19 protein-coding genes and 1 riboswitch are annotated in these 22,293 nt (G+C 58.4%); of the genes, 11 read left to right on the top strand and 8 right to left on the bottom strand.

Translation table 11 applies throughout. From position 1 onward, the window contains the following. Window positions 1-40 precede the first annotated feature (40 nt). Together rnhA and GT495_RS00425 are read right to left on the bottom strand one after the other, a co-directional pair. Window positions 41-577 carry a ribonuclease HI gene (gene rnhA, locus GT495_RS00430; RefSeq protein ID WP_192924081.1) on the bottom strand — a complete coding sequence of 179 codons (537 nt, stop codon included), beginning with the start codon at window positions 575-577 and terminating at the stop codon, window positions 41-43. Window positions 578-589: 12 nt separating this feature from the next. Then, window positions 590-1,528, bottom strand: coding sequence for a LysR family transcriptional regulator (locus GT495_RS00425; RefSeq protein ID WP_161161181.1), 939 nt, complete (start codon window positions 1,526-1,528; stop codon window positions 590-592). A 277-nt stretch (window positions 1,529-1,805) separates the two neighbouring features. Between GT495_RS00425 and GT495_RS00420 the strand changes: the two genes are divergently transcribed. From GT495_RS00420 to GT495_RS00410, 3 genes are all read left to right on the top strand, one after another. Then, window positions 1,806-3,116 carry an O-acetylhomoserine aminocarboxypropyltransferase/cysteine synthase family protein gene (locus GT495_RS00420; protein WP_161161142.1) on the top strand — a complete coding sequence of 437 codons (1,311 nt, stop codon included), beginning with the start codon at window positions 1,806-1,808 and terminating at the stop codon, window positions 3,114-3,116. Window positions 3,117-3,430: 314 nt separating this feature from the next. After that, entirely contained in the window at window positions 3,431-4,207 is a 777-nt protein-coding gene (locus tag GT495_RS00415; protein WP_161161141.1) for a hypothetical protein, read from the top strand. A gap of 187 nt (window positions 4,208-4,394) precedes the next feature. Beyond that, the gene (locus tag GT495_RS00410; RefSeq protein ID WP_161161140.1) at window positions 4,395-4,601 is read left to right on the top strand and encodes a hypothetical protein; all 207 of its coding nucleotides are present in this window, start codon (window positions 4,395-4,397) and stop codon (window positions 4,599-4,601) included. A 108-nt stretch (window positions 4,602-4,709) separates the two neighbouring features. Here GT495_RS00410 and GT495_RS00405 read toward each other — a convergent pair whose 3' ends face one another. Both GT495_RS00405 and GT495_RS00400 read right to left on the bottom strand, forming a co-directional pair. After that, the gene (locus GT495_RS00405) at window positions 4,710-5,624 is read right to left on the bottom strand and encodes a ketopantoate reductase family protein (protein WP_240128044.1); all 915 of its coding nucleotides are present in this window, start codon (window positions 5,622-5,624) and stop codon (window positions 4,710-4,712) included. 123 nt (window positions 5,625-5,747) lie between these two features. After that, window positions 5,748-6,518 carry a cyclase family protein gene (locus tag GT495_RS00400; protein ID WP_152074858.1) on the bottom strand — a complete coding sequence of 257 codons (771 nt, stop codon included), beginning with the start codon at window positions 6,516-6,518 and terminating at the stop codon, window positions 5,748-5,750. Window positions 6,519-6,680: 162 nt separating this feature from the next. Between GT495_RS00400 and GT495_RS00395 the strand changes: the two genes are divergently transcribed. The 7 genes from GT495_RS00395 (at window position 6,681) to GT495_RS00365 (ending at window position 18,346) form a co-directional block, all read left to right on the top strand. Beyond that, window positions 6,681-7,871: an aldo/keto reductase gene (locus GT495_RS00395; RefSeq protein ID WP_161161138.1), complete on the top strand. Its 1,191-nt coding sequence runs from the start codon at window positions 6,681-6,683 to the stop codon at window positions 7,869-7,871. 92 nt (window positions 7,872-7,963) lie between these two features. Then, window positions 7,964-8,983, top strand: a complete 1,020-nt coding sequence (locus GT495_RS00390; protein WP_370457543.1) for a Gfo/Idh/MocA family protein — start codon at window positions 7,964-7,966, stop codon at window positions 8,981-8,983. Between the two features lie 172 nt (window positions 8,984-9,155). Beyond that, the gene (locus GT495_RS00385) at window positions 9,156-10,022 is read left to right on the top strand and encodes a deoxyribonuclease IV (RefSeq protein WP_161161137.1); all 867 of its coding nucleotides are present in this window, start codon (window positions 9,156-9,158) and stop codon (window positions 10,020-10,022) included. Window positions 10,023-10,169: 147 nt separating this feature from the next. Then, a complete protein-coding gene (locus tag GT495_RS00380; RefSeq protein WP_161161136.1) occupies window positions 10,170-11,030 on the top strand; it encodes an ABC transporter substrate-binding protein in 861 nt (286 codons plus the stop codon). Window positions 11,031-11,146: 116 nt separating this feature from the next. Beyond that, window positions 11,147-12,508 (top strand): ABC transporter permease subunit, encoded by a 1,362-nt coding sequence (locus GT495_RS00375; RefSeq protein ID WP_240128403.1) that lies wholly within the window; start codon window positions 11,147-11,149, stop codon window positions 12,506-12,508. A 12-nt stretch (window positions 12,509-12,520) separates the two neighbouring features. Then, window positions 12,521-13,273, top strand: coding sequence for an amino acid ABC transporter ATP-binding protein (locus GT495_RS00370; RefSeq protein ID WP_161161135.1), 753 nt, complete (start codon window positions 12,521-12,523; stop codon window positions 13,271-13,273). Window positions 13,274-13,472: 199 nt separating this feature from the next. Next, window positions 13,473-13,600, top strand: a riboswitch (cobalamin riboswitch). A gap of 192 nt (window positions 13,601-13,792) precedes the next feature. Further along, window positions 13,793-18,346 carry a prenyltransferase/squalene oxidase repeat-containing protein gene (locus tag GT495_RS00365; RefSeq protein ID WP_161161134.1) on the top strand — a complete coding sequence of 1,518 codons (4,554 nt, stop codon included), beginning with the start codon at window positions 13,793-13,795 and terminating at the stop codon, window positions 18,344-18,346. A 139-nt stretch (window positions 18,347-18,485) separates the two neighbouring features. On the opposite strand, the gene GT495_RS00360 is transcribed toward GT495_RS00365, so the two are convergent. Together GT495_RS00360 and GT495_RS00355 are read right to left on the bottom strand one after the other, a co-directional pair. Continuing rightward, window positions 18,486-18,905 (bottom strand): flavodoxin, encoded by a 420-nt coding sequence (locus tag GT495_RS00360; RefSeq protein ID WP_161161133.1) that lies wholly within the window; start codon window positions 18,903-18,905, stop codon window positions 18,486-18,488. A 46-nt stretch (window positions 18,906-18,951) separates the two neighbouring features. Further along, window positions 18,952-19,656: a DUF3793 family protein gene (locus tag GT495_RS00355; protein WP_161161132.1), complete on the bottom strand. Its 705-nt coding sequence runs from the start codon at window positions 19,654-19,656 to the stop codon at window positions 18,952-18,954. 177 nt (window positions 19,657-19,833) lie between these two features. On the opposite strand from GT495_RS00355, the gene GT495_RS00350 reads away from it, so the two are divergent. Then, window positions 19,834-20,217, top strand: coding sequence for a heavy-metal-associated domain-containing protein (locus GT495_RS00350; RefSeq protein WP_161161131.1), 384 nt, complete (start codon window positions 19,834-19,836; stop codon window positions 20,215-20,217). Window positions 20,218-20,243: 26 nt separating this feature from the next. Here GT495_RS00350 and GT495_RS00345 read toward each other — a convergent pair whose 3' ends face one another. Beyond that, complete coding sequence (locus GT495_RS00345) at window positions 20,244-20,651, bottom strand: hypothetical protein (protein WP_192924080.1); 408 nt, start codon at window positions 20,649-20,651, stop codon at window positions 20,244-20,246. After that, window positions 20,644-22,149: a DNA repair protein gene (locus GT495_RS00340; protein WP_161161130.1), complete on the bottom strand. Its 1,506-nt coding sequence runs from the start codon at window positions 22,147-22,149 to the stop codon at window positions 20,644-20,646. The genes GT495_RS00345 and GT495_RS00340 overlap by 8 nt, the downstream gene beginning before the upstream one ends. Between the last annotated feature and the right edge of the window lie 144 nt (window positions 22,150-22,293).

Genomic DNA, 22,293 nt, shown 5'->3' with positions numbered 1-22,293 from the left:
AGTGTAGCGCGTGGGGATATAAAGCTGCGCGAAAACGTTATTACAGGTCGCTCTCGTTAAAGCCGGTGTCGATATCGAGGTTGCCGCCGTCGGCCGCCGTGGTGGCGAGCTCATCGCAGCGCTCGTTGAGCTCGTGACCGGCGTGACCCTTAACCCAGATGAACTCAACCTTGTGCTTGCTTTTGGCGGTGAGTAGGCGCTCCCACAGGTCGCGGTTCTTGACGGGCTGCTTGTTGGCGGTTTTCCATCCGCGCTTTTTCCAGCCGTCGATCCAGTGTTTGTTAAAGGCGTTGACGACGTACTGCGAATCGGAATGGACTTCGACCTCGCAGGGGCGGTTGAGTGCCTCGAGCGCCACGATAACGGCCATGAGCTCCATGCGGTTGTTGGTGGTCTTGGCGTAACCGCGCGAAAGCTCGGAGGTAAAGGTCTTGCCGGCGGGGTTAGTGTATTTGAGCACGGCGCCGTAGCCGCCACGTCCCGGATTTGATCGGGCCGAGCCGTCGGTATAGATGATGACCTTCACGGGTTTCCTTTCGTTGGGTATGTTTCGCGCGAGTGACCATTGTAGCGCCATGCCCGCCGGGGGCTAGCAATCTACGATTTCTACCCCGTCTTCCGACAGTTGGTTGGCATGGATGATGCGGTCGAGCTCATCGAGATATTGCTGCAGCAGGGGAGAGGGCCTGCGCTCGTCGTGCATGATATAACCCACATGCATCGTCGGGGCGTCTGCTAGCGGGATCGACGCCATGCCCCATTGCATTTCGTTAGAGAGGACACCGGTCGATAGCGTGTAGCCGTTCGAGGTGATAAGCAGGTTGGTGAGCGTGCCGCGGTCGGACACGCGGATGTTGCGGTCACAGGGAATGTAGCTAAAGGGTTCCTCGGCGTAATAGAAGGAGTTCGAGGTGCCTTGCTCAAAGCTGTAGCGGGTGTAGGGCGTAAGGTCGACAAGGGACAGTTGCGGGCGGCGGGCGAGCGGGTGGCGTTCGCTTACGAATACGTGGACCTTTGCGTCAAAGAGGGGGTGGAAGCTCGCGCGCGCATCGGCAAAAGCCTTCTGCAGAACGCGGGCGTTAAAGTCGTCCAGATACAGGATGCCGATGTCGCTGCGAAACGCGCGGACATCATCGATGATCTGCGATGTGGTGGTCTCGCGCATGATGAACTCGAACTTGCTGTCGCGGCAGCGCTCGACCACGTTGACAAAGGCCTCGACCGAAAAGGCGTAGTGCTGGGCGGAAATGGCGAGGCGGGCTTGCGGGGTGCCGCCGTCCTCGTAGCGTGCCTCGAGCATGTCGGCCTGCTCTACGACCTGGCGCGCATAGCCCAAAAGCTCGGTGCCGTCGTTGGTGAGCGTGACACCGCGGCTGGAGCGCGTAAAGATCTCCAGATGGAGCTCCTGTTCCAGGCTCTTGACGGCGTTTGAGATGTTGGATTGAGCGGTATAGAGGCGCTGAGCTGCGGCGTTGATTGAGCCGGACTCTGCCACGGCGATCAGAAAACGAAGCTGCTGAAGGGTCATCGACGCCATCCTTTCGATTGTTATCTATAAAACAGATAACAGGTTAGCGCTTTTAAGTGATTGACCGAGGGAAACAATGCTCGTACTATTCAAAACACACAAAGGCGGTAGGTAATTAAGCCGACTACGGAACCGGGATGCGAAAGGAGGCCCGCATATGAGTTGCTTACCAAGACGAATGCCGGGCTCCTGTTTGCGCCCGTTGGCGTGATCAGGAGACAGCGACTTACTTCTCTCTTTTTATTTTATTTCCTTTCGTTCGATCAAGGAGATCATCATGAGCCAGTTTATCAACAACCCCGAGCACACCTTTGGTTTCGATACCCTGCAGCTGCACGTTGGCCAGGAGAGCGCCGATCCCGCATCCGACTCCCGTGCCGTGCCTATCTACCAGACCACGAGCTATGTGTTCCGTAACTCCCAACACGCCGCCGACCGCTTTGGTCTTGCCGACGCCGGTAACATCTACGGTCGTCTGACCAACTCCACCCAGGGCGTCTTCGAGGACCGTATCGCCGCACTCGAGGGTGGCGTGGCAGGTCTTGCCGTCGCCTCCGGTGCTGCTGCCATCACCTATACCCTGCAGGCTCTTGCCCAGGCCGGTGACCACGTGGTGGCTCAGAAGACCATCTACGGTGGCTCCTACAACCTGCTGGAGCATACGCTCTCCCAGTTTGGCGTCGAGACCACGTTTGTCGATGCCCATAACCTGGAAGAGGTTGAGGGTGCCATCAAGGACAACACCACGGTCATCTATCTCGAGACGCTCGGCAACCCCAATTCCGACATCCCCAACATCGACGCCATCTCCGAGATCGCCAAGAAGCACGGTCTGCCGGTTGTCGTCGACAACACCTTCGGCACCCCGTATCTGTTCCGTCCGCTGGAGCATGGTGCCAACATCGTCGTCCACTCCGCAACCAAGTTCATTGGCGGTCACGGCACCTCGCTGGGCGGCGTGATCGTCGACGGCGGTAACTTCGATTGGAAGGCGAGCGGAAGGTACGCCCAGATCGCTGAGCCCAACCCCTCCTACCACGGTGTTTCGTTTGCCGAGGCTGCCGGTCCCGCCGCCTTCGCAACCTATGTCCGCGCTATCCTGCTGCGTGACGAGGGCGCCTGCATCAGCCCGTTCAACGCCTGGGTCCTGCTTCAGGGCACCGAGACTCTGTCGCTGCGCGTCGACCGTCATGTCGAGAATACCAAGAAGGTCGTTGAGTTCCTGGCTGGTGACAGCCACGTCGCCAAGGTGAACCACCCGAGCCTGCCTGAGCACCCCGATCACGAGCTCTATCAGAAGTACTTCCCCCATGGCGGTGCCTCGATCTTTACCTTTGAGATTAAGGATGGCCAGGAGGCAGCTTGGAAGTTCATCGATCATCTGCAGGTGTTCTCGCTGCTCGCCAACGTGGCCGATGTCAAGTCGCTCGTCGTGCACCCGGCTACCACCACGCACTCCCAGCTCTCTGCCGAGGAGCTCGCCGAGCAAAACATCACGCCTTCCACGATTCGTCTTTCCATCGGTACCGAGAACGCCGAGGATATCATTTGGGATCTGAAGCAGGCCTTCGCTGCGCTGGACGAGTAGGGCGACTTGTGCAAGGACCCCTTGCGACTCGATAGGTATAACTGCATAAAATGCCTGTTCAAGGTGCCTGTGCGAACAATGGTTGCACAGGCGCCTTTTTTTTGCAGAGAGAGGGGGCAAAAACAGGGTTTTTGACACGCTTTATGCATTCGAGTTGTGGAAAACTCCTGTTGAGAGGATGTGAGTTTTACGCAATTGACGTGCGCCTTTTGAGTAAAACCGCAGGTCGCGATGTGCTCGGGGTACTATGCAGCGCGATCGAATCACACGCAGCTCAAACGCAGCAAAAACGCACTACGGAGGTTTCCAGCTACATGAAGATTGATTCACGAAAACCGAAAGCCGCCGCCCTTTCCGCCGCTCTGACCGTGGCACTTTTGGCGGGCGCCGGCGCAACTGATGCCCGCGCGGCAACACTATCCGATACGGTCGGATCTACGCCGTCCGAGGCGACGCTGGCGCAGCCCGTCGACTACCGCGGCGACGGTTATGGCTCTATGCAGGAGTGGAACGCCTCGATGGGGGCAAAGCGCGATTCCCTGGAGATGCGCGCTCAGATCATTATGAATATGTATGGCGACTATGCTACCGATGACGAGCGCGCTGTGTTGCAGGGCTGCATCGACGGTGCGGGTAGCCTGTTGACGATGGGGGAGGTCGACGCCAAGTCGACCGAGCTCGACGAGCTTCGCTCCGCGCTTGAGGATGCCAAGCGCGAGGCGCTCGAGGCTGCCGCAGCCGAGGCCGAGGCTGCCGAGGCCGCCCAGGCTTCGTACTACAACGCCGGCTCCGGCTCGTCTTACGCGTCTGCTGCGTCCTACGCGAACGGATCGGGCCTGACGCGCTCTGCGGGTGTCAATAACTACAACGGCCGCCGCGAGACTTATTACAGCAGCAACGTGTTGTATCACCACCGCACGGGCGAATGGACGCAGGACGCCGAGGGCTTTTGGCGAGATTCCGATGGCTACTACGTCGTGGCCGCGGGCGATAAGGCCCAAGGCTCCACGTTTACCGGATCCAAGGGCGAGTGCAAGGTCTATGACTCCGGCTGCGCTGCCGGAACCACCGACTACTACACCGGCTGGTAATTTTTTCTGCATCACGGATATTTGGCAGACGGGCGTCTTTACCGAGCTTTTGGGCAACGTAGGGACGTCCGTTCTATGTATGCGCTTGAGCTAACAGAGCCCTTACCGTGACGGTACGTCGCGCATATGGGCGCGGGGCACACTAGTTCATGAGAAATAGGGTCTTTCTCGTGGAGGAAGTGGTCTTGTGAACGCTCGAGATATCGCCGTTGCCGCCGTTGCATTGACGCTTGGTTGCCTTGGTCCTACGGCCGCGCTCGTCGCGGGTATGCAGGGGTCTTGTGGGGCTGCCTCTATCGTGGTCGGCGCGTTGATCGCGGCCGCGCTGCTGGGAAGTGCGGGTGTAGTCCTTTGTCGCGACGATGGGGACCAGGCGTCGGAGTTGCAGCTCTAACCGTCGGGACATCGACTTCTGGTTATAGATGAAGATGAAAGCTGCCGTAAGGGGAGCGCTCCTTGCGGCGGCTTTGCTGTTGAGTCTGTTGACGTGGTGAGCCGGGCGCTACCAGCTTGCCTCGATATCGCGAATGCGCTGATAGAGCCATTCGTTCTGCGGTGTCTGGATATCATGCTTGGCCGCCAGACGGCAGATGGTGCCAGCGAACTCCTCGACCTCGGTTTTGCGCCGCGCGACGCGGTCTTGCGCCATCGATGGCATGCCGGCAGGGTCGAGCCCCTCGATGAGGCGCACCATCTGCGTCAGGTCCGCCTCGGTCAGCTCGATGCCTTCGACATTGGCGATTGCAAGTGTCTCGCGCATGGCGGAAACAAAGCAACGACGCTGCTCGGAGCCTTGTTTCGTGGCGCTTCCGTACGTGCCGCCGTAAGCCATGCAGGTCTGGTTGATGCCGTCGTTGAGCATAAGCTTGGCCCACATGCGGTGCGCGATGTCTGCCTCGACGGTGTGTGCGATGCCGCAACGCGTGTAGAGCTCGTCGATTGCGGTGACGGTTGCGGGATCCGTACCGGCCGCCGCGCCAAAGCGGATTTCTCCCGTGTTGGTAAAGGTGAGCTCTCCGTTGAGGAATACGGCGTCCATGCCCTGGCAGATACCAAGAACGGTATGCTCCCAGCCAAAGCGCTCGGCAATCTTTTGCTCGCTCGTAATGCCGTTGCACAGCGAGGCGATGAGCGTATTGGGCCCCACGACGCGCTCCATAGTCTTGAGTGCCATATCGAGCCCAGTCGTCTTGACCGTAAGAATGACCAGATCGGCGGGCGTTGCCTCGCTGGCGCGGACAGATTTGAGCGCACAGGGCTTGCCGTTGACGGTGAGCGCATCACCCGCGTGACGCTCAAAACGAGCGTCATCCATAACGTATTCGACGGCGTCATTGCCGAGGGCCCTGGCAATCATACTGCCGTAGAGCAGGCCGACGCCGCCCTTGCCGATAAAGGCGACCTTGTTGATCTGCATATGAATCATCTCCCCATATAAAAGGCGCCCGCGTAAGGGACGCCTGATGGATTGTATGTCGCTGGCGCGTTTGGTGAGCGCGTGGGGCTGCTGCTATGAAAAAGATACTATTGCGCTGTGCGCTTATGCCGCGGGGCAGACCGCAAAAACGCGCGCGGGGTATCCGACGCCATCGCGGACCTTGGGGAAGGTGCAGAAAATGACGGCGCCCGTGGCGGGAAGCTCGTCCAGATGGTCCATGACCTCGATCTGGTAACGGTCGACCGAGAGGATGTATTGTTCGCCAGGGTAGGGGTAGGCATTCTCGCGTGTGGTCACGGTCGCGGGGTCGGTGTCTGCCGGTTCGTGGCCGATGGCGCCGATATTGCGCTCTTCTACAAGCCATTTGATGGCGTCGAGGTCCCAGCCTGGGTAGTGGGGTTGGCCGTCCTCGTCTTTGTTCTCCAGGTCGGCGAGCTTGGACCAGTCGGAGCGGAAGGCGACGAAAGCGTCCTCGGGAATACGACCGTGCTCGTCCTCCCAAGCTTTGAGGTCATCGACGGTCAGGATAAAGTCGGGGTTGGCGGCGCACTCCTCGTGCTTGTCGATTACGCAGAGCGGATGCATAAACTCGATGGGTTCGATCTCGCCAAGGGAACGGCCGTCAACATGGAAGTGGCGCGGTGCATCGACGTGGGTGCCGTACTGCGAGGCGACCGAATACTGGAAGCAACGCATGGGCGCGAGCATGTCCTCGGGCGTGCCGGGCAGGTAGTCGAAGAGCTTGGTGGACTCAAATGGCTTAAAGCCAAACCAGTGCGGGGTGTCGCACGAGAGCGTGTGGGTGAGGTCGACCCAGCGATAATCGGTGCTTTTGAGCTGGGATGCGAGGTTCCAAAGATTGAGTGCGGGCATGGGTGACTCCTTTCATCGGGCTTTTTGCTGATGTTAAAGCGGTGCTGTGACAGCTCGATTTCTGCTACGTTACGATACGTTCTCGATTGCGATTCCAATGTGTTTCGATGATGTGGCCGTTGTGTTTCGCCTCATTAGGATTTCGAGGGGAGAGGAGGGGCAGTGCAATATCGTGTTGACCCCAAAAGCGACAACCGTATCTCGGCGCTGGGGCTGGGTTGCATGAGGTTTCCCGGTGCGCCGGGACACCCCGATGCGAAGACGGCCGATGCCATCATTTCCCGTGCGGTGGAGCAAGGGATAACCTATCTGGACACGGCCTATCTCTACCCCGGTAACGAGGCTTGTGTGGGGGCTTCGCTTGAGCGCCTGGGTCTGCGCGACCAGATTTTTCTTGCGACCAAGTTGCCGCACGCTTCGTGCAAATGTGCGGAGGATTTCGACCGCTTTTTTGACGAGCAGCTGCACCGTTTGCGGACTGACCATATCGACTACTACCTCATGCACAACATCACCTCGCCCGCGCAGTGGGAGCGCTTGGCAGCGTTGAGCATCGAGGACTGGATCGCGCGTCAAAAGGCGGCGGGGCGCATTCGGCAGATAGGTTTTTCGTACCACGGCAGTGCGGCGGACTTCTTCACGATGCTTGACGCGTATGACTGGGACTTTTGCCAGATCCAGTACAACTACGCTGGAGAGCGCTACCAAGCGGGAACGGCGGGGCTCATGGCAGCCGCCGAGCGCGGGCTCGCGGTGTTTGTGATGGAACCGCTTTTGGGTGGACGCCTGGCGGGCAAGCTGCCTCCGCGGGCCCGCGCCGTGCTCGATGGCGTATGCGATCCGTACCTGAAGACGCCGGCTGCTTGGGGGCTTTCGTGGGTGTGGAATCATCCTCAGGTGACGATGCTGCTTTCGGGTATGACCGATACCGCGCAGGTGGATGAGAACGCGGCGTTGGCCGATCGGGCCCTGCCGGATTCGATGACGGCTGCTCAGCTCGATGCCATCGCACGCGTGCTGGCAGAGTTTGAAAAATCGAATCGCGTGCCCTGCACGGGATGTGGCTATTGCATGCCGTGTCCTAAAGGCATCAATATCCCTGGGTGTTTCGCCGCCTACAACGCAAGTTATGCGCACAGCTGGTTTACGGGTCTATCGCAGTACTTTACGGCGAGCGCGGTGCGCACAAGCGAGCCCAAGTTGGTGAGCAATTGCGTCAAATGTGGCAAATGCGCGCGGCACTGCCCACAGCACATCGATATTCCCGGGCGCTTGGACGACGTACGCCGCCGTTTTCAGCCTGGACCCGTGACGGCGGTGCTTAAGGCCTTCGGCAAAACGAGCTCCTCGTGACTCTTTTATAAGTTGCGGTGGAATAGTTCCTGTTTGCGGCAGAATAGGGCTTAAACAGGAACTATTCCACCGCAACTGAAGGGGGGGCTGTCGTGGGCCATCGGGATTCATGTGATGATTTGCGTGAGGTTCGTTGGGGCGTTTTGGGCGCTGGGCACATTTCGCATCGATTTGCTTCGTCGCTCAAGGAGGTGGACGGGGCACGGCTTGTGGCTGCCGCCGGTCGTACTCCTTCGCATGTTGAGGAGTTTTGCGGGGCGTTTTCGATTGACGCCGCGCACAGTTATGCCACGGCTGACAATAGCGGCGATGCGGCTTATGATGCGCTGATTGCCGACTCCGATGTCGACGCAATCTACTTGGCTCTTCCACATGGCATGCATGCGCATTGGGTCTGTCGGGCGCTGTGCGCGGGAAAGGCCGTACTGTGCGAAAAGCCGGCCGTCTTGAATGAAGAAGAGGCCCATGCGATCACTTCCGTTTCCCGCGAGTGCGGTGTGCCGTTTATGGAGGCGATGAAAAATCGGTTTTGTCCGATGCATACTCGCGTGAAGGGCTTGCTTGCGTCGGGCGAGCTCGGCCGTATCGTTTCGATCGAAAGCGTGCAAAAACTCGATTATGGTGAGTCCCCTTCGAGTTATCTGCTCGATCCGTTGCAGGGTGGCTGTCTATATGACATGGGCTGCTATGCGGTCGGGTGGTTTGAGGATCTGCTTGCGGGTGCGTGCGATGTTTCGTCTCGTGAAGTTCGCTGGCGTGACGTATCGGGCGGTCGCGTGGATTGGGCCGATGAGATTCATATGAGCGTCGGCGGCATACCCATTCATATGGTGTGCGACGGCAATGCAGCATATGAAAGCCGCTTAACGATTGCCTGCGAGCGGGGCTCGTTGGAAATCGAGCGCTTCCATCGCCCCGAGCTCGCCCATGTGAAGTACTCGGACGGACGAGTGCTCGAAATAAATGCCCCGTTTGAGGTCGATGATTTCTACGGCGAGATCCAGCATGCGACCCAGCTCATCCGGGCGGGGAAACTCGAGAGTCCCGTCATGCCCCTTGCCGCCACACAGCGTTGCGCGCGCATTATCGATGCAATCCGTCTAGCCCTCTAGAACTTGACGCTGACGTGTAGAGGGTCATGACGTTGGCGCCCGTAGCCGTAGTGCTTGGCGGCCCGCATCTCTGATGCCCCTTTTATAAGTTGCGGTGGAATAGTTCCTGTTTGCGGCAGAATAGGGGCCAAACAGGAACTATTTCACCGCAACTGATGAGGGGGAGCTGGGGATGCTGACGATTGGGTGCCACCTTTCGACGACGAAGGGCTATCGGGCGATGGGGGAGACGGCGCTATCCATTGGCGCCAACACCTTTGCATTCTTTACGCGCAATCCGCGCGGCGGCAAGGCGAAAGACCTTGACATGGATGATGTGGCGGCTCTGCGTGACCTTATGGCGCAAAATGATTTTGGCCCACTCGTGGCGCATGCCCCCTATACCTACAACCCCTGTTCTGCCAAAGAGCGGGCGCGCGAGTTTGCCTTGGAGGCAATGGCCGAGGACTTGCAGCGTCTGGAAGCACTACCCGGCAACTACTACAACTTCCACCCCGGCGCGCATGTGGGACAGGGGACTGATGCTGGCATTCAGATGATCGTCGACACCTTGTGTCAGGTGATGTTTGAGGGGCAGCAGACGACGGTGCTGCTCGAGACCATGGCGGGAAAGGGTACCGAGGTGGGTCGTAGCTTTGAAGAGCTGGCGCGCATTATCGAGGGTGCTGCTGCCAGACGTCCAGAGCTATCGGACAAGCTAGGCGTGTGTCTGGACACCTGCCATGTGAGCGATGCCGGCTATGACATCATCCATGATCTGGACGGCGTACTCGACGAGTTCGACCGCGTGGTGGGGATCGACCGCTTGCATGCCGTACACATCAATGATTCGAAGAACCCCTGTGGCGCCCATAAAGATCGTCACGAGTGCATCGGCAAGGGACACCTTGGCAGCGAGGAGTTTGGCGGCGGTATGCAGGTTATGCAGAATATTGTATCGAATAACCGCTTGCGTACACTTCCATTTATTTTGGAGACGCCTAACGAACTTGCAGGTTATGCGGTGGAAATTACGCTATTAAGGTCGTTACAGCAGTAACAACTGTCACAAAGTGGAGTGTTCCATTCACGTCATGCGTTTGTTTCAATCAGTTTTCTAATTGCAGATTCGCACTTACGGGTGCATAATATCCAACAGTTTTTGCAGACCTCTGAATCAAACGAGGTCACCGGAAGGAGACTGATTATGAAGCTCAAGAAGCTTGGCGCATTTGCCGCCACGGGCGCCATGGCGCTCGCCCTCGCACTGACGGGCTGCGGCTCGTCCAACGCCACCTCTGGTTCCGACGCCGGTTCCAGCAGCTCTGACAACGCGAAGGTCGAGAAGGTCGACGGCTCCAAGAAATATGCGCTCGTCAAGGACGGTACGCTCACCGTTGGCACCTCTGCCGAGTACGCGCCGTTTGAGTACAAGGATAACAATGGCGACTACCAGGGCTTTGACCTTGAGCTTATCAAGGCTATCGCAGACAAGCTGGGTCTGGATGTCGAGTACGTCAACAACGACTTCGACACGCTCGTCCCCGGCGTTGCTTCGGGCGCCAAGTATGACGTCGCCATCGCGGCCATCACGGACACGCCCGAGCGTGAAAAGGAAGTCGCGTTCTCCGACTCTTACTACATGGACGATCAGGCTATCGTGACCAAGGTCGATAACGCCGACATTACGGCCGATAACTACAGCGAGAAGCTCAACAATGCTGACGCCACGATCATCGTCCAGTCCGGTTCGACCGCCGAGGCCTTTGCCCAGGAGAACTTCCCCAAGGCCAAGATCGTCCCCTATAAGGACGCCACCGAGTGCTTCAGCGCCCTGCAGTCCGACAAGGGCGACGCCGTGGTCACCAATCGCTCCGTTGCCAGCCAGCTGACCGCCGAGCAGTTCAACACCTGCCATACGGTTAAGCAGATCAGCACCGGTGAGGAGTATGCTATCGCCATCAACCAGGGCAATACCAAGCTTAAGGACGACATCAACCAGGCCATCAAGGACCTGACCGACGACGGTACCGTTGACGCCCTCATGGCTAAGTACAACATCAAGTAAAATAGCTACTTGATCGCGCGCGGGCCCTTTCCGTTTTGGCGGAGAGGGCCTTTGCGGTTCTTGAATGGGCACGATACCGCCCCGTTATGTCGGCAACTTAAACGTTAGGAGCCACCTTGTCTCGATTGAACCAAGGAGCTATGGGCCAGAGCTATCCACTGCCCTCGATGCTCCAAAAGCTGGCCTGTGCCCTGGCTGTGGCGCTCGCCCTGGTATGCGCGGGGGCCTGCGCGCCCTCGACTGCTCAGGCGCTTGAGACCGCAAAGATCACCGCCCGACCCAATACCGGTTCGGGTAGCGACGTGGTCGGTGGTACCGAGACTCGTATCACCTGGGAGGTCCAGGCCGATGCCGACGAGGAACTGAGCGGTCTTTCGCTGACGTTTGCCAATGGCACGACCTTTGGTGCGGACGACACGCGTCTGACGATGCTCTCGGGCGATGACCTTATGGACCGTACGCCCATGAAGCCTACGTGCAAGGTCGACGGTCAGACGCTCAAGATCGATTTTGGCGAGACGGCGCCCGCCGGCGGCTATTTCCGCGTCGAGGTCTACGGCGTGACCTTCCCCGTCGAGGGTGGCGACGAGGCCTTTAGCGGCGCCTACACTTTGGCCGATGGTTCGACCAAGAAGATCTCCAAGATTCCGACGGTGAAGATCAAGGGCGTGACGGCATTCGATAACTTCCTGGCCGACCTTAAGGGGCAGCCGTGGGTCAAGGCATGGAATTCCAACATGTTCCTTCGCCTGTTCCTGAACCCGGTCATTTTGGTCCAGAGCCTGCCGATCGTCTTCAAAGGCTTCCTCATGTCGCTCTCGATCGTGCTCGTGGCGTTTCCGCTGGCAATTCCCTTTGGCTTTGCCTTGTCGCTCATGCGCATCTCCAAGTCGCGCATCCTGCGTTGCCTTGCCGGTATCTATGTGAACATCATCCGTGGTACGCCGGCGTTCCTGCAGATCTACATCGCGTTTTTTGGCCTGCCGCTGGCTGGCGTCAAGGTGGACGACTATGTGCTGGGCGTCATCGTCATGGCCATGAACTCGTCCGCCTACCTGTGCGAGATCTTCCGCGCCGGTATTCAGTCGATCCCCAAGGGCCAGAACGAGGCCGCGCGCTCGCTGGGCATGAACGCCTTCCAAACACTGCTCTACGTTATGATTCCGCAGACGTTCCGCAATGTTTTGCCTACGTTGACCAGTGAGTTCATCCTGCTTTACAAGGATACGTCGCTGCTTGCGGCCGTGGGCGTGGTCGAGATCGTCATGAACGCCCGCACCATCGTGGCCACGACGGGGTCCATCACGCCGTATGTGGTTGCCGCCCTGTTCTACCTAGTCATCACCCTGCCGCTTGCTCGCTTGGTGAGCGGTCTTGAGGCGAGGCTTTTGGGTACGGCCGAAACCAAGAAGAAGCGTCCCGCCAAGAGCGCCGGACAGGTCGTCGCGACGCCCGCCGATCACATCGCCGGTCTGTAAGGAGGTCCTATCATGAGCGAAACCAATAACTCGAACGAGGTCGTCGTCAGCATCAAGAACCTCCAGAAGGCCTTTGGCGATAACGTGGTCCTGCGCGATATCGATCTGGATGTGCACAAGGGCGAGGTCGTCGTAGTCCTAGGTCCTTCGGGCTCGGGCAAGTCGACGATGCTTCGCTGCATCAATCGTCTGGAGCATCCCACGAGCGGCTCGATTGTCGTTGAGGACGTGGACGTGTGCGCCAAGGGCGTCGACCTTAACAAGGTACGTACGCATCTGGGTATGGTGTTCCAGCAGTTCAATTTGTTCCCGCACCTGTCAGTCAAAAAGAACGTCATGCTCGCGCAGCAAAAGGTACTCAAGCGCAGCAAGGAAGAGGCCGAGAGGATTGCCGTCGAGGAGCTGACCAAGGTCGGTCTTGCCGAGCGTATCGACTTTATGCCGAGCCAGCTCTCGGGCGGCCAGCAGCAGCGCGTTGCCATCGCCCGTGCCCTGTCGATGAACCCTCACGTCATGCTCTTTGACGAGGCTACGTCGGCGCTCGACCCCGAGCTGGTTCGCGACGTTTTGGGTGTCATGCGCGACCTGGCACGCGACGGCATGACCATGATCGTCGTGACGCACGAGATGGGCTTTGCCCGCGACGTCGCCGACCGCGTCGTCTTTATGGATGGTGGCGTTATCGTGGAAGAGGGTACGCCGAGCGAGGTCTTCGACCACCCCAAGAGCGAGCGCACCAAGGCGTTCTTGGGCAATATCTCGTAGATGATCTGCAGCGTCTCGGAGTGAGAGTTTGCTTGAGCGGGCGGGGTCGTGGCAATGATGCTGCGGCCCCGTTTTGCATTTCGGGTAAAGGTCTCGTCGTTGCCCAGGCGGACTTTCAACCACATTTTCGGTGAATTATGTGTGCGTGATATCGGCGGGCGCTCGTTGCCTGGCCTTCCATACAATTACATGCTGTTTGAAAAGAAGCCGGACCATGGGTGCGCTTGGCGCATAAAAGGGAACTGGGTGGGAATCCCAGACAAGGCGGTTACTGTGTGCGGAGCTGTCCCGCGAGTCAGATTACTTGCCCATGGTCTTCTCGTGTCGAGGGTCTTTTGGGAGCCGCTGGATTCCGGTGAGCAGAAGATGACATCATTTTTGCCCCAAGCATCCCGTATTCGATGCGGGGGCATTGTCGTATGCTGTCAGGTGCGGGCGTTTCGCTGTGTCCCGTTTCCCTTTACATGGTTGGCCTCGATTCTTATTGGGGTAGTGATCTTCCAGACCAAGGGGGAAAGGATGCTCAACAACATCCGAACAGGTACGAGGAAATTCCTCGTCGTGCTCATGGCGTTTATCTTTGCCAGTTCGAGCACGGGAATGACCGCGTTTGCCGAGGAGGTGAGCACGGGCGTAGCCGCGGCGGCCGATCAGGTCACCGCGACGGGCGATGCTGGGCAGGGCAGCCCTGATGAAGATGGGCCTTCTGCCGACGCTGAAACCGGCATGGCAGATGGCGGCGGCACGCAGGAGCAGGAAGGCTCCGGTGTTGCCGTGCAGTCTATTGCGTCCGAAGAAACGGTACCGGCTGCACAGGTCGAAGAAGCAGGTTCTCTCGTCAAGGTAGTGCGCTCGGGCGAGACGGTGGTCGTCAACGATGCGGCCGATATGCCTGAGACCATTGAGGCGGGTGCGACCGTCAAGCTCGGCGCGAATATTTCGATGGGCGCTGACCAGCAGATCGAGACCGTTGACGGCATCCTGGATGGCCAGGGCCATACGGTCACCATTAACGGCAAGGCCGTTGCGAATAATGTGACCGGATCGATTCAGAACCTGGGCGTGACAGGCTCGGTCTCGAGCACCGACAATGTGGGCTCCATTGCCATGAAACTTTCTGGCACCATCCAGATGTGCTGGTCCACGGCGAGCGTGAACCTTAGCGGCTGGAGTGGCTATGCCGGTGGCCTGGTCGGCGGTATGACGTCCGGAAAGATCGTCAATTCCTATTTTGCCGGCTCAGGCGTTGAGATGAACGGTGGCCTGGTCGGTGAGGCTCAGGCCGGATCGCTGTCGAACTGCCTATATACCGTAGGTTTTTCGCCTGCCGAGATGAACTATGGCGGCTTTAACAAGGGAAACGCGGCTAAAGCCGCCGACCTCTCTTCTGCTGAATCACTCGCCGTGCTCAATACCGATGTGCCGTCGACTGGCTTTTCCTGGGTGTCCAACGGTGGCCTGCCCTTGCTTGTGAGCGGCTCTGCCCCCGTCATTGTCAATAAGGACGCGCTCGTCGCGGCTATCACGGCCGCCGAGGCGCTCAATGAGTCAGACTACACAGCGGATTCCTGGTCCGCCTTTGCCGCTGCTCTTGCTGACGCCAAAAATGTCAACGGTAGCGACGATGTATCTCAGTCCGATGTAAATGCGGCGGTCAAGACGCTCAACGATGCCAAGGAAGCGCTTGAGAAAAAGAAGCCGACGGCTCCCGTCGCCCAGCCGGAGAACGTTAAGCACATCAAGTCGCAGGATGACTTCATGTATATGAATGTCAAGGATGCAAGCAACTACTATGTGCTCGATAACGACATCGTGATTGATGACGAATGGTTCTTTGGTCCCACGGGTGAGCTCAATTGTACGTTTGACGGGCAGGGTCATACCATTACCTTTAATAACGGCGGCGGCGTTAAGTCGCTGTTTGCGAGTATCGGCTCCGCCGGCGTCATCCAGAATGTCTCTTTTGCCGGCGAGCTCAAGCAAGCAGTGGACGGCAAATCGTTTGGTCCGCTCGGCAATCAGATGAAGGGCGCTGTCATCAACTGCTCCACGTCCGTTACGGGCAAGGGCGTTGTCGGCTTTGCCCGTACGCTCGAGGGCGGCGTGATTTCCAATTGTGTGTCTTCCGCCACTTCGACCGGCGGTGTGCTCTTTGCGAGCTATGGTTCCGGTCAGCTTATCAATACATACTGGCAGGAGGGTCTTACCAACAGGGTCGTCTTTCCCGCGAAAGCGCTCGTCAACTCCTATGCCGTTGATGCCGATGACATGAAAACGGCGGCCTTTGTCGAAAATCTCAACGTCAACCGCGGCGAAAACGGCAGTGTGTGGGGTATGGGTTCCGACGGCTTGCCGTACTTCGGCGAGAATCAGGACTATGAATCCCCCGAAGGTCCTGCCACAAACAACAAGTATGAAGTGACGTTTACATCTGCCTCCACCGGCAAGACCGTAACTGCCGCCGATGGCGTACTCTATCCGTCTCCCGATGATGTTGTGGTGGGCGAGAACGGGGCCGCCTGCGTTTCGGGCACGCTTGAGCTCAAGGATCTGCCCACGGATGCCAAGGTGACTTGGGGCACTCCGGACGCCAACAAGGGCGATATCGCCGTTAACGAGGAAACGGGCCTGCTGCACGTGTACAACGATGCCGTGGGTACGGTAACCGCCACGCTTCATAAGGATGATGGCACCAGCGAAGACATCGCGACTGTCGTGGTCAAGGCCGTCTCCAAGCCGATTGATGATTTCCAGATTTGGTACAACGGCGAAAACGTGACGGGCGGCAACATCGCGGTCACGGGCTCCGAGGTCAAGAACCTCGAGATTCGCGTTCATTACACCGATGCCGCCGAGGGCGAATACACCCCTGTTTCGTATACGCGTTTTCGCTTTGCGGGTACGCCGTCGAACGTGATTTGCTCCAATCCCGGATCGGCCTGTTTCTATTTTAAGAAGTCGGGTGAGGCCACGATTTCGGTGTCTTCGCGCACGAATACCGATATCGCCTCCAAGAGCGTGACAGTCACGTCGAGCTATGTGCCGGCGACGGGCATTTCGCTTGGCTATAACGAGGACGGCGATACCGTCTATTTGCATGGCCGCAATCCGCTTGCCAAGGGCGCCTTCCTGACCGATAAAGCTGCGCCGGTCGTGGGACCCGAAAACGCGAGCGACCGCGCAAACTACACGGTTGTCTCGAGTGATTCTGCGGTTGCCGAGTACACGACGAGCGGCGAGATTGGCTTTACGCCGTACAAGGCCGGCAAGACGACCTTTGAGGCAACGGTCACAAACCAGGACGGCAACGTCATCTCCTCGGGCAAGCGAGAGGTTACCTACGCGTACCGGAACCCACTGAAATCGGTGACAATCACAAATGTCCCCGCGTCCGTTAAGGCCGGTAAGACCGTCGAACTCAACCTGAGTTATACGGGTGAGAACGATGCCGAGGGCTGGAGTGTTTCCGAGCCCGGTATGAAATGGAGTGTGACGACCGAGGAAGGTCGGGATGCCTCGGATGCCGTGAGTATCGACCGACGCGCTCTTGGTGATTGGAAGCACGTTGACGGTGCTCCTGACGATGGCTTGTTTGTGGCGAGCGGCGCCTATGTCCTGACGGCGAACAAGGCCGGTACCTATACGGTGACCGGTACGCCGATCGATCAGACTGCCGGTGCCCAGGCCATCTCCTTTGAGATTACGGTTGACGGAATCGTTGCCTCGCCGGATAACGAGGCAAAGGCCGACGAAGGCGCCCTTTCCGCTGCCAAGTACTTTGACGTCAACCGTACGATCGATGCGTACACCTATGGTCAAGAATGGGAGATTTACGCCTTCGCGACGTCGGGGCGCAAGATTGACGACGCACTTATCGCGAATTACAAGAAGTCCCTTGCCGTTCATAAGGCCGAGTGGTCGGGCAACACCGCCAAGGTGACTGATTGCGAGCGAGTTGCGCTTGCGCTAACCGCGCTTGGCGAGGATATCACCTCTTTCGATGGCGTGAATCTCATTGCCGACATTTGCTCTCACGAAGATCTTGTGGCTTCGGCGAACAACGTGGTCTATGCGCTGATTGCCCTTGACGAGGCGGATATTTCGAATGAGGTGTTGCGTGCGTCCGGCTCTTCTTGGACGCGTGCTCAGCTTGTTTGCGCGCTGCTTTCGTTCCAGAATCCCGACGGCGGTTTCACCATCGATGCGGGCGGTGCGAGCAACATCGATATGACCGCTATGGCACTTCAGGCGCTTGCGCCCTATGTCGATGATGACGCGTGCGCCGTCGACCTGGCCTCGAATGGCCAACCTTCTGTTGCATCTGCTGTCGACAATGCGCTCGGCTTCCTGAGGGGCCAGATGAACGGCCTTTGCGATTTTGGGTCCGTTGAGTCTAATGCCCAGGTGCTGCTCGCTCTTGTGGCTCTTGGCAAGGATCCCGTAAATACCAAGAACGGTTTTGCAACGGGTGCGAATAGCCTGATTTCTGCAATCTGCGCCTACGAGGTTGCCGACGGCAAGGGCTACGCTCATACCATGGGGTCCGACGGTAAGCCCGGCAATGCCAACGCGCTTGCGACTGTACAGGCCTTACGAGCCCTTTCGGCCTATAAGTCCGCAGGGTCCGGTGTGAGCTGGTCCAAGATCGGTGGCGTAAAAGCCGGTGTCGTCGAACCGGGCGGCTCGATAAAACCCGTGACGCCTGAGGTACCCGTTCCTACGGTCCCGACGAAGAATCCGACGCCCGCGGTCATGCCGACCGGTTCGCAGAGGGGCGATGGCTCCGGCGATAAGCAGGGCGGTTCTGGAATGCAGGAAGTTGTTGCTTCGCAGGATGGCTCGAAGTCGGAGATGTCGCAGAATGTGGATGCCAACAAGGGCGAGTCCGATAAGAAGTCCGGCTCCGACGAGTCTTCCGGTTCGAAAACGACGTCCGCTGCTGCCGCATCACGCAAGGGTGCTTTGGATGGGCGAGGCGGCGTTAATCCGGTCGCTGTTACCGGCGTTGCTGTCGGTATCGTGTGCCTTGCGGCTATTGGTGCGTGGTTTGTGCGCTCCCGTAAGAACGCATAGTAACTCGATGCCTGCAACGTCCGTCGTTTGATACGCGGGTGAGTTGTGCCGTTCGTGTCGTGGCTTTATAGATGGACGGGCTCCGGGTCAAGACGACCCGGAGCCCGTTTGCGTTGCATCTGTCGTGTCAATGGGTGGTTTATGCCAGCTCCGCTCCCAGAGCCTTGCAGGCCACCTCGCCCTCATCGTCGGGCGCATCGTAGCAAATGACGGAATCGACGACGTTGACGCCGGCCTCGTCGGCGTCGGCCTTCCAGTTGTCCATCCACTCGCCCTCGGCCCACGAGTATGAGCCAAAGAGGACGACCTTCTTGTCACCGAGGGTCTCCTTGACCTCGTCCCACATAGGCTGGAACTCGTCATACTCAAGCTCCTCGGAACCCATGGCGGGGCAGCCGAAGGCAATGGCGTCATAGCTGGCGGCCTTGTCTACGGAGAAATCGGCGCAGGAGATGACCTCTGCCTCGGCGCCGGCATCGGTTGCGCCCTCGGCAACGAAGTTTGCCATGGCCTCGGTGTTGCCTGTACCGCTCCAGTAGACGACTGCGATCTTGCTCATATGTTTTCCTCTCGGTTGTGCGGCGTGCAGCCGCGTTTTGTATGCTCTATCGGGTTGCCTGGACAAGTTGTTCCAAGGTGCAGCCCTGTTGATAGATATAGGTAAGGTATTGCGTGCATGCGCGATAGGAGTCAAAGGTCGTGAGCGCCTGTTCGACGTTCGTGTATACCTTCCAGGCGCCAAAGACCTTATAGTTTTCGCCGTGCTGGACGATAAACTGATGGACATCTTCGTAGGGATAGCCCAAAAAATAGCCAATTTCGTGGGGGAACTCGCACATGCACCCCGTATCGCAGTGCCTATTTCGCGCGAGTGCGCAGACACTGCCGTCATAGGCGCTTTCTGCGGCATTGCTGCTTGCCAGCGTGATGCGCGCGGCGAGATGCACCAGGGATGCGGGCAGGTTGTGGACATCGTAGCCTTCGGCGACAAGCGCCGTCGCGGCGCGGGGGTCGGAGAGATATCGCATAAGGTCCGCAGGGCGGTACACATAGATGAGCGCTCCGCAGGGGCGCCAGACCAAAACGCTCATATGGATCCCGAGTGGCTGGAGCTCTCGGTTGCATTGGGCTATGACGGCGAGCAGGCGAGAGCGTCGCTCTTCGATTTGAACGACGCCGAGTTTTCCGTTTTGGTTGGCGTAAACGCCGGGATAGGTAAAGAGCGATGCTGGCTTGATACCTGCGAGCGTAGGGGAGCAGTTGCGCACGACAGCCGTTTGGTATGTTGGGATGTCAATGGTTCGAGTCACGTTGCCCCTTTCGAGCCCTCACTTGTTAGCCTAGGAAAACTTATACACGAAAGTAAGCCATGGTCAACAAAAAAGTTTGAAGAGGGAAACTAATTGACCGAACGGACATGATTTTGGGTTAAGATGGGGACACCCCATGGGGGTATCTAGAAAAGGCTTGGAAAGAAAGGGGAGCGCATGGAGGACTTGCTCAATCCTGCAAATATCATCGTGCTGGCCGTCATTGCCGTCGGTTTGTTTTTTGGGTTGCGTCGCATTGCCGCTTCGACTCGCGGAAAGAGCTGCTGCAGTGACGGCGCGAGCGGAAAGAAGGCCAAGAAGGTCGTAGTCGCGGATACCGATCCGTCGCACTATCCCTATAGCGAGGAGCTGCTTATCGGCGGTATGAGCTGCGACGGGTGCGCTCAGAACGTGGCCAATGCCCTGAATGCGCTGGATGGTGTGTGGGCAACGGTGACGTATGCGGACCACACGGCGCGCGTGCGCTCTAAGCAGCCGATCGATCGCGGCGCTCTCGTGGCCGCCGTGAAGGACGCGGGTTACTACGTCATGACGCTGTAAGCGCCGCCTTGGATGCATCTCCTCGTCTAGGCTCGACCACGCAGCTCGATGCCTTGGATATCGCCGAAGTCGATGGCGATATCCCTGAGTTTGAGTAGCTTGAAGGCGGGGAGTACTTCGTCGAGAATGCCCGTGCGGCTACGATAGCCGTACGTATCGTAATAGGTGACGCGCACCAGGTCGCCGCGTTTGAGGCCCTCGAGCTTATGCGAAAGCTCGAGGGCTTTCTCTTCCGTTAGTTCACATTTTGGTTCGACGGTGATCTCTTGCTTGCGCACGAGTTCGTAGTATCCCGTGAGGGCGGCAAAGGGCATAAACTGTGCGGCGCGGTTGGCGGTGAGTCTGGGGTCGGCGGATCGGCGTCTTCCCTCGGGGTCCGCTAGACGTTCAAAAGGCGTCGGTGGCCGTATCGGCTGTTGTTGGGACTTAGGCACGATGTCCTCCTACCTGATCGTTGCGTTCGCGTGCGGTGGCGCCGGTGGTAAAGCTTAATCCCTTGACAAGCGCGTTCTTGCCGTACTTGCCCTTCACGGCCAAGACGGCGCGTGCCAGGTCGCGCTCGCGCTCATCGGCCTTAACATCGCTAAACAGATCGATGGTGGCAAATTCTTCGGGCACCAGATTGCCAAAGCCCAGATTGATACGCTTGACCGGTCGCTTGGGGTCGACCGTTTGTGCCCAAAGGTCATCGAAATACCCCATGATCTTCTTAAACGAATTAGTGTTCTCGGGCAGCTTACGCGAGGCGTTGGAGTGCGCAAAGAGCGCGGCATAGCCACCACGCGGCTTGCCGCCGTGTTCGCCCACAAAGATGCCGTCAATCGCCTGTGCCTCCCGCACCAAACGTCGGCGTTCGTCATCTCGCTGGACGGGTTTCGGTGCGTGATGCGCGAGCTCGGGGCCGTCGGTCGCTGCGGGCTCGATGCCCGACGTGCTCGAGCGCAGATGTCCGCAGCCGTCTATATACTGCGCCGTGCCGCTGGCGTTGAGCCGGCGTATGTCGGCGTGCTCGCTTGCATAGCCCACAAAGAGCGAGATGCTGTCGCACACCACGTGCTTGTCGATCAAATCCAGCACGGCGGCATCGACCATTTCGCGCAAGACGGTGTAGGCCTGCTCGTAGGCATAGCCCTTCGAGAGCACCTGCCCCGTGGTAGTCGAGGTCGCTTGTGGACGATAAGCTTGGATATCGGCGATGGTTGTCGGCTCACGCCCGAAGGCGTGGTCGATAAGATACTCGGCATTGACGCCGAGTTCGTCGTAGAGCAGGTTCTCGTCGAGTGCGGCGACGCCCATCAGGTCGTAGACGCCGTATTTCTCGAGACGGGCCGCCACGCCGGGGCCGATGCCCCAGATGTCGGTGATGGGGCGATGGGGCCAGATTTCCTTGCGAAAGGTCTCGTCGTCGAGTATGCCGATACGGCTGGGCACGTGCTTGGCGGTGATATCGAGCGCAACCTTGGCCTGGAATAGGTTGGGGCCGATGCCGACCGTCGCCGTGATGCCGGTGCGCGCCAGGACCTCGTCACGCAATATGCAGGCGAAGCCTTCCGCATCGGTGTGATAGAGGTCCAGATAGGGTGTCACGTCGATAAAGCACTCGTCAATTGAGTAGACGTGAACGTCTTGCGGACTGACGTATTTCAGGTAGATACCGTAGATCTGCGCCGACACCTCCATGTAGTGCTGCATGCGCGGTACGGCCTTGATGTAGTCGATGCCATCGGGTATTTCGAACAGGCGACAGCGATTGTGAATCCCTAGGTCCTTCATGGCCTGCGTGATAGCGAGACAGATGGTCGTGCGTCCGCGCGATTCGTCGGCAACGACCAGGTTGGTGGTGAGCGGATCGAGCCCACGATCGACGCACTCGACGCTGGCATAAAACGTCTTGAGGTCGATACAGATGTAGGTGTGCTGCTCGTGCGCCATCCGTGCCCTTTCATCAAACACATGTTCTTATCGAATACCTGTTCGATAATACTCGCTCGACCGGACACCGTCAAAACCTACCAAAAAGGGACAGGTTTATTTTGGTCGGTTTACCGAGTGCTTACAGTGAGCCGGTAGCCTTAA

It is taken from the genome of Collinsella sp. BIOML-A6, assembly GCF_009875845.1.
Classification (GTDB): domain Bacteria; phylum Actinomycetota; class Coriobacteriia; order Coriobacteriales; family Coriobacteriaceae; genus Collinsella; species Collinsella aerofaciens_H.
This window is presented reverse-complemented; position numbering and strand designations above follow the sequence as displayed.

Excerpts from the sequence above, each read along its gene's own strand:
- rnhA (WP_192924081.1), bottom strand. The coding sequence starts at position 577 with ATGGCGCTACAATGGTCACTCGCGCGAAACATACCCAACGAAAGGAAA.
- GT495_RS00425 (WP_161161181.1), bottom strand. The coding sequence starts at position 1,528 with ATGACCCTTCAGCAGCTTCGTTTTCTGATCGCCGTGGCAGAGTCCGGC.
- GT495_RS00420 (WP_161161142.1), top strand. The coding sequence starts at position 1,806 with ATGAGCCAGTTTATCAACAACCCCGAGCACACCTTTGGTTTCGATACC.
- GT495_RS00415 (WP_161161141.1), top strand. The coding sequence starts at position 3,431 with ATGAAGATTGATTCACGAAAACCGAAAGCCGCCGCCCTTTCCGCCGCT.
- GT495_RS00405 (WP_240128044.1), bottom strand. The coding sequence starts at position 5,624 with ATGCAGATCAACAAGGTCGCCTTTATCGGCAAGGGCGGCGTCGGCCTG.
- GT495_RS00400 (WP_152074858.1), bottom strand. The coding sequence starts at position 6,518 with ATGCCCGCACTCAATCTTTGGAACCTCGCATCCCAGCTCAAAAGCACC.
- GT495_RS00385 (WP_161161137.1), top strand. The coding sequence starts at position 9,156 with ATGCTGACGATTGGGTGCCACCTTTCGACGACGAAGGGCTATCGGGCG.
- GT495_RS00380 (WP_161161136.1), top strand. The coding sequence starts at position 10,170 with ATGAAGCTCAAGAAGCTTGGCGCATTTGCCGCCACGGGCGCCATGGCG.
- GT495_RS00370 (WP_161161135.1), top strand. The coding sequence starts at position 12,521 with ATGAGCGAAACCAATAACTCGAACGAGGTCGTCGTCAGCATCAAGAAC.
- GT495_RS00365 (WP_161161134.1), top strand. The coding sequence starts at position 13,793 with ATGCTCAACAACATCCGAACAGGTACGAGGAAATTCCTCGTCGTGCTC.
- GT495_RS00360 (WP_161161133.1), bottom strand. The coding sequence starts at position 18,905 with ATGAGCAAGATCGCAGTCGTCTACTGGAGCGGTACAGGCAACACCGAG.
- GT495_RS00350 (WP_161161131.1), top strand. The coding sequence starts at position 19,834 with ATGGAGGACTTGCTCAATCCTGCAAATATCATCGTGCTGGCCGTCATT.
- GT495_RS00340 (WP_161161130.1), bottom strand. The coding sequence starts at position 22,149 with ATGGCGCACGAGCAGCACACCTACATCTGTATCGACCTCAAGACGTTT.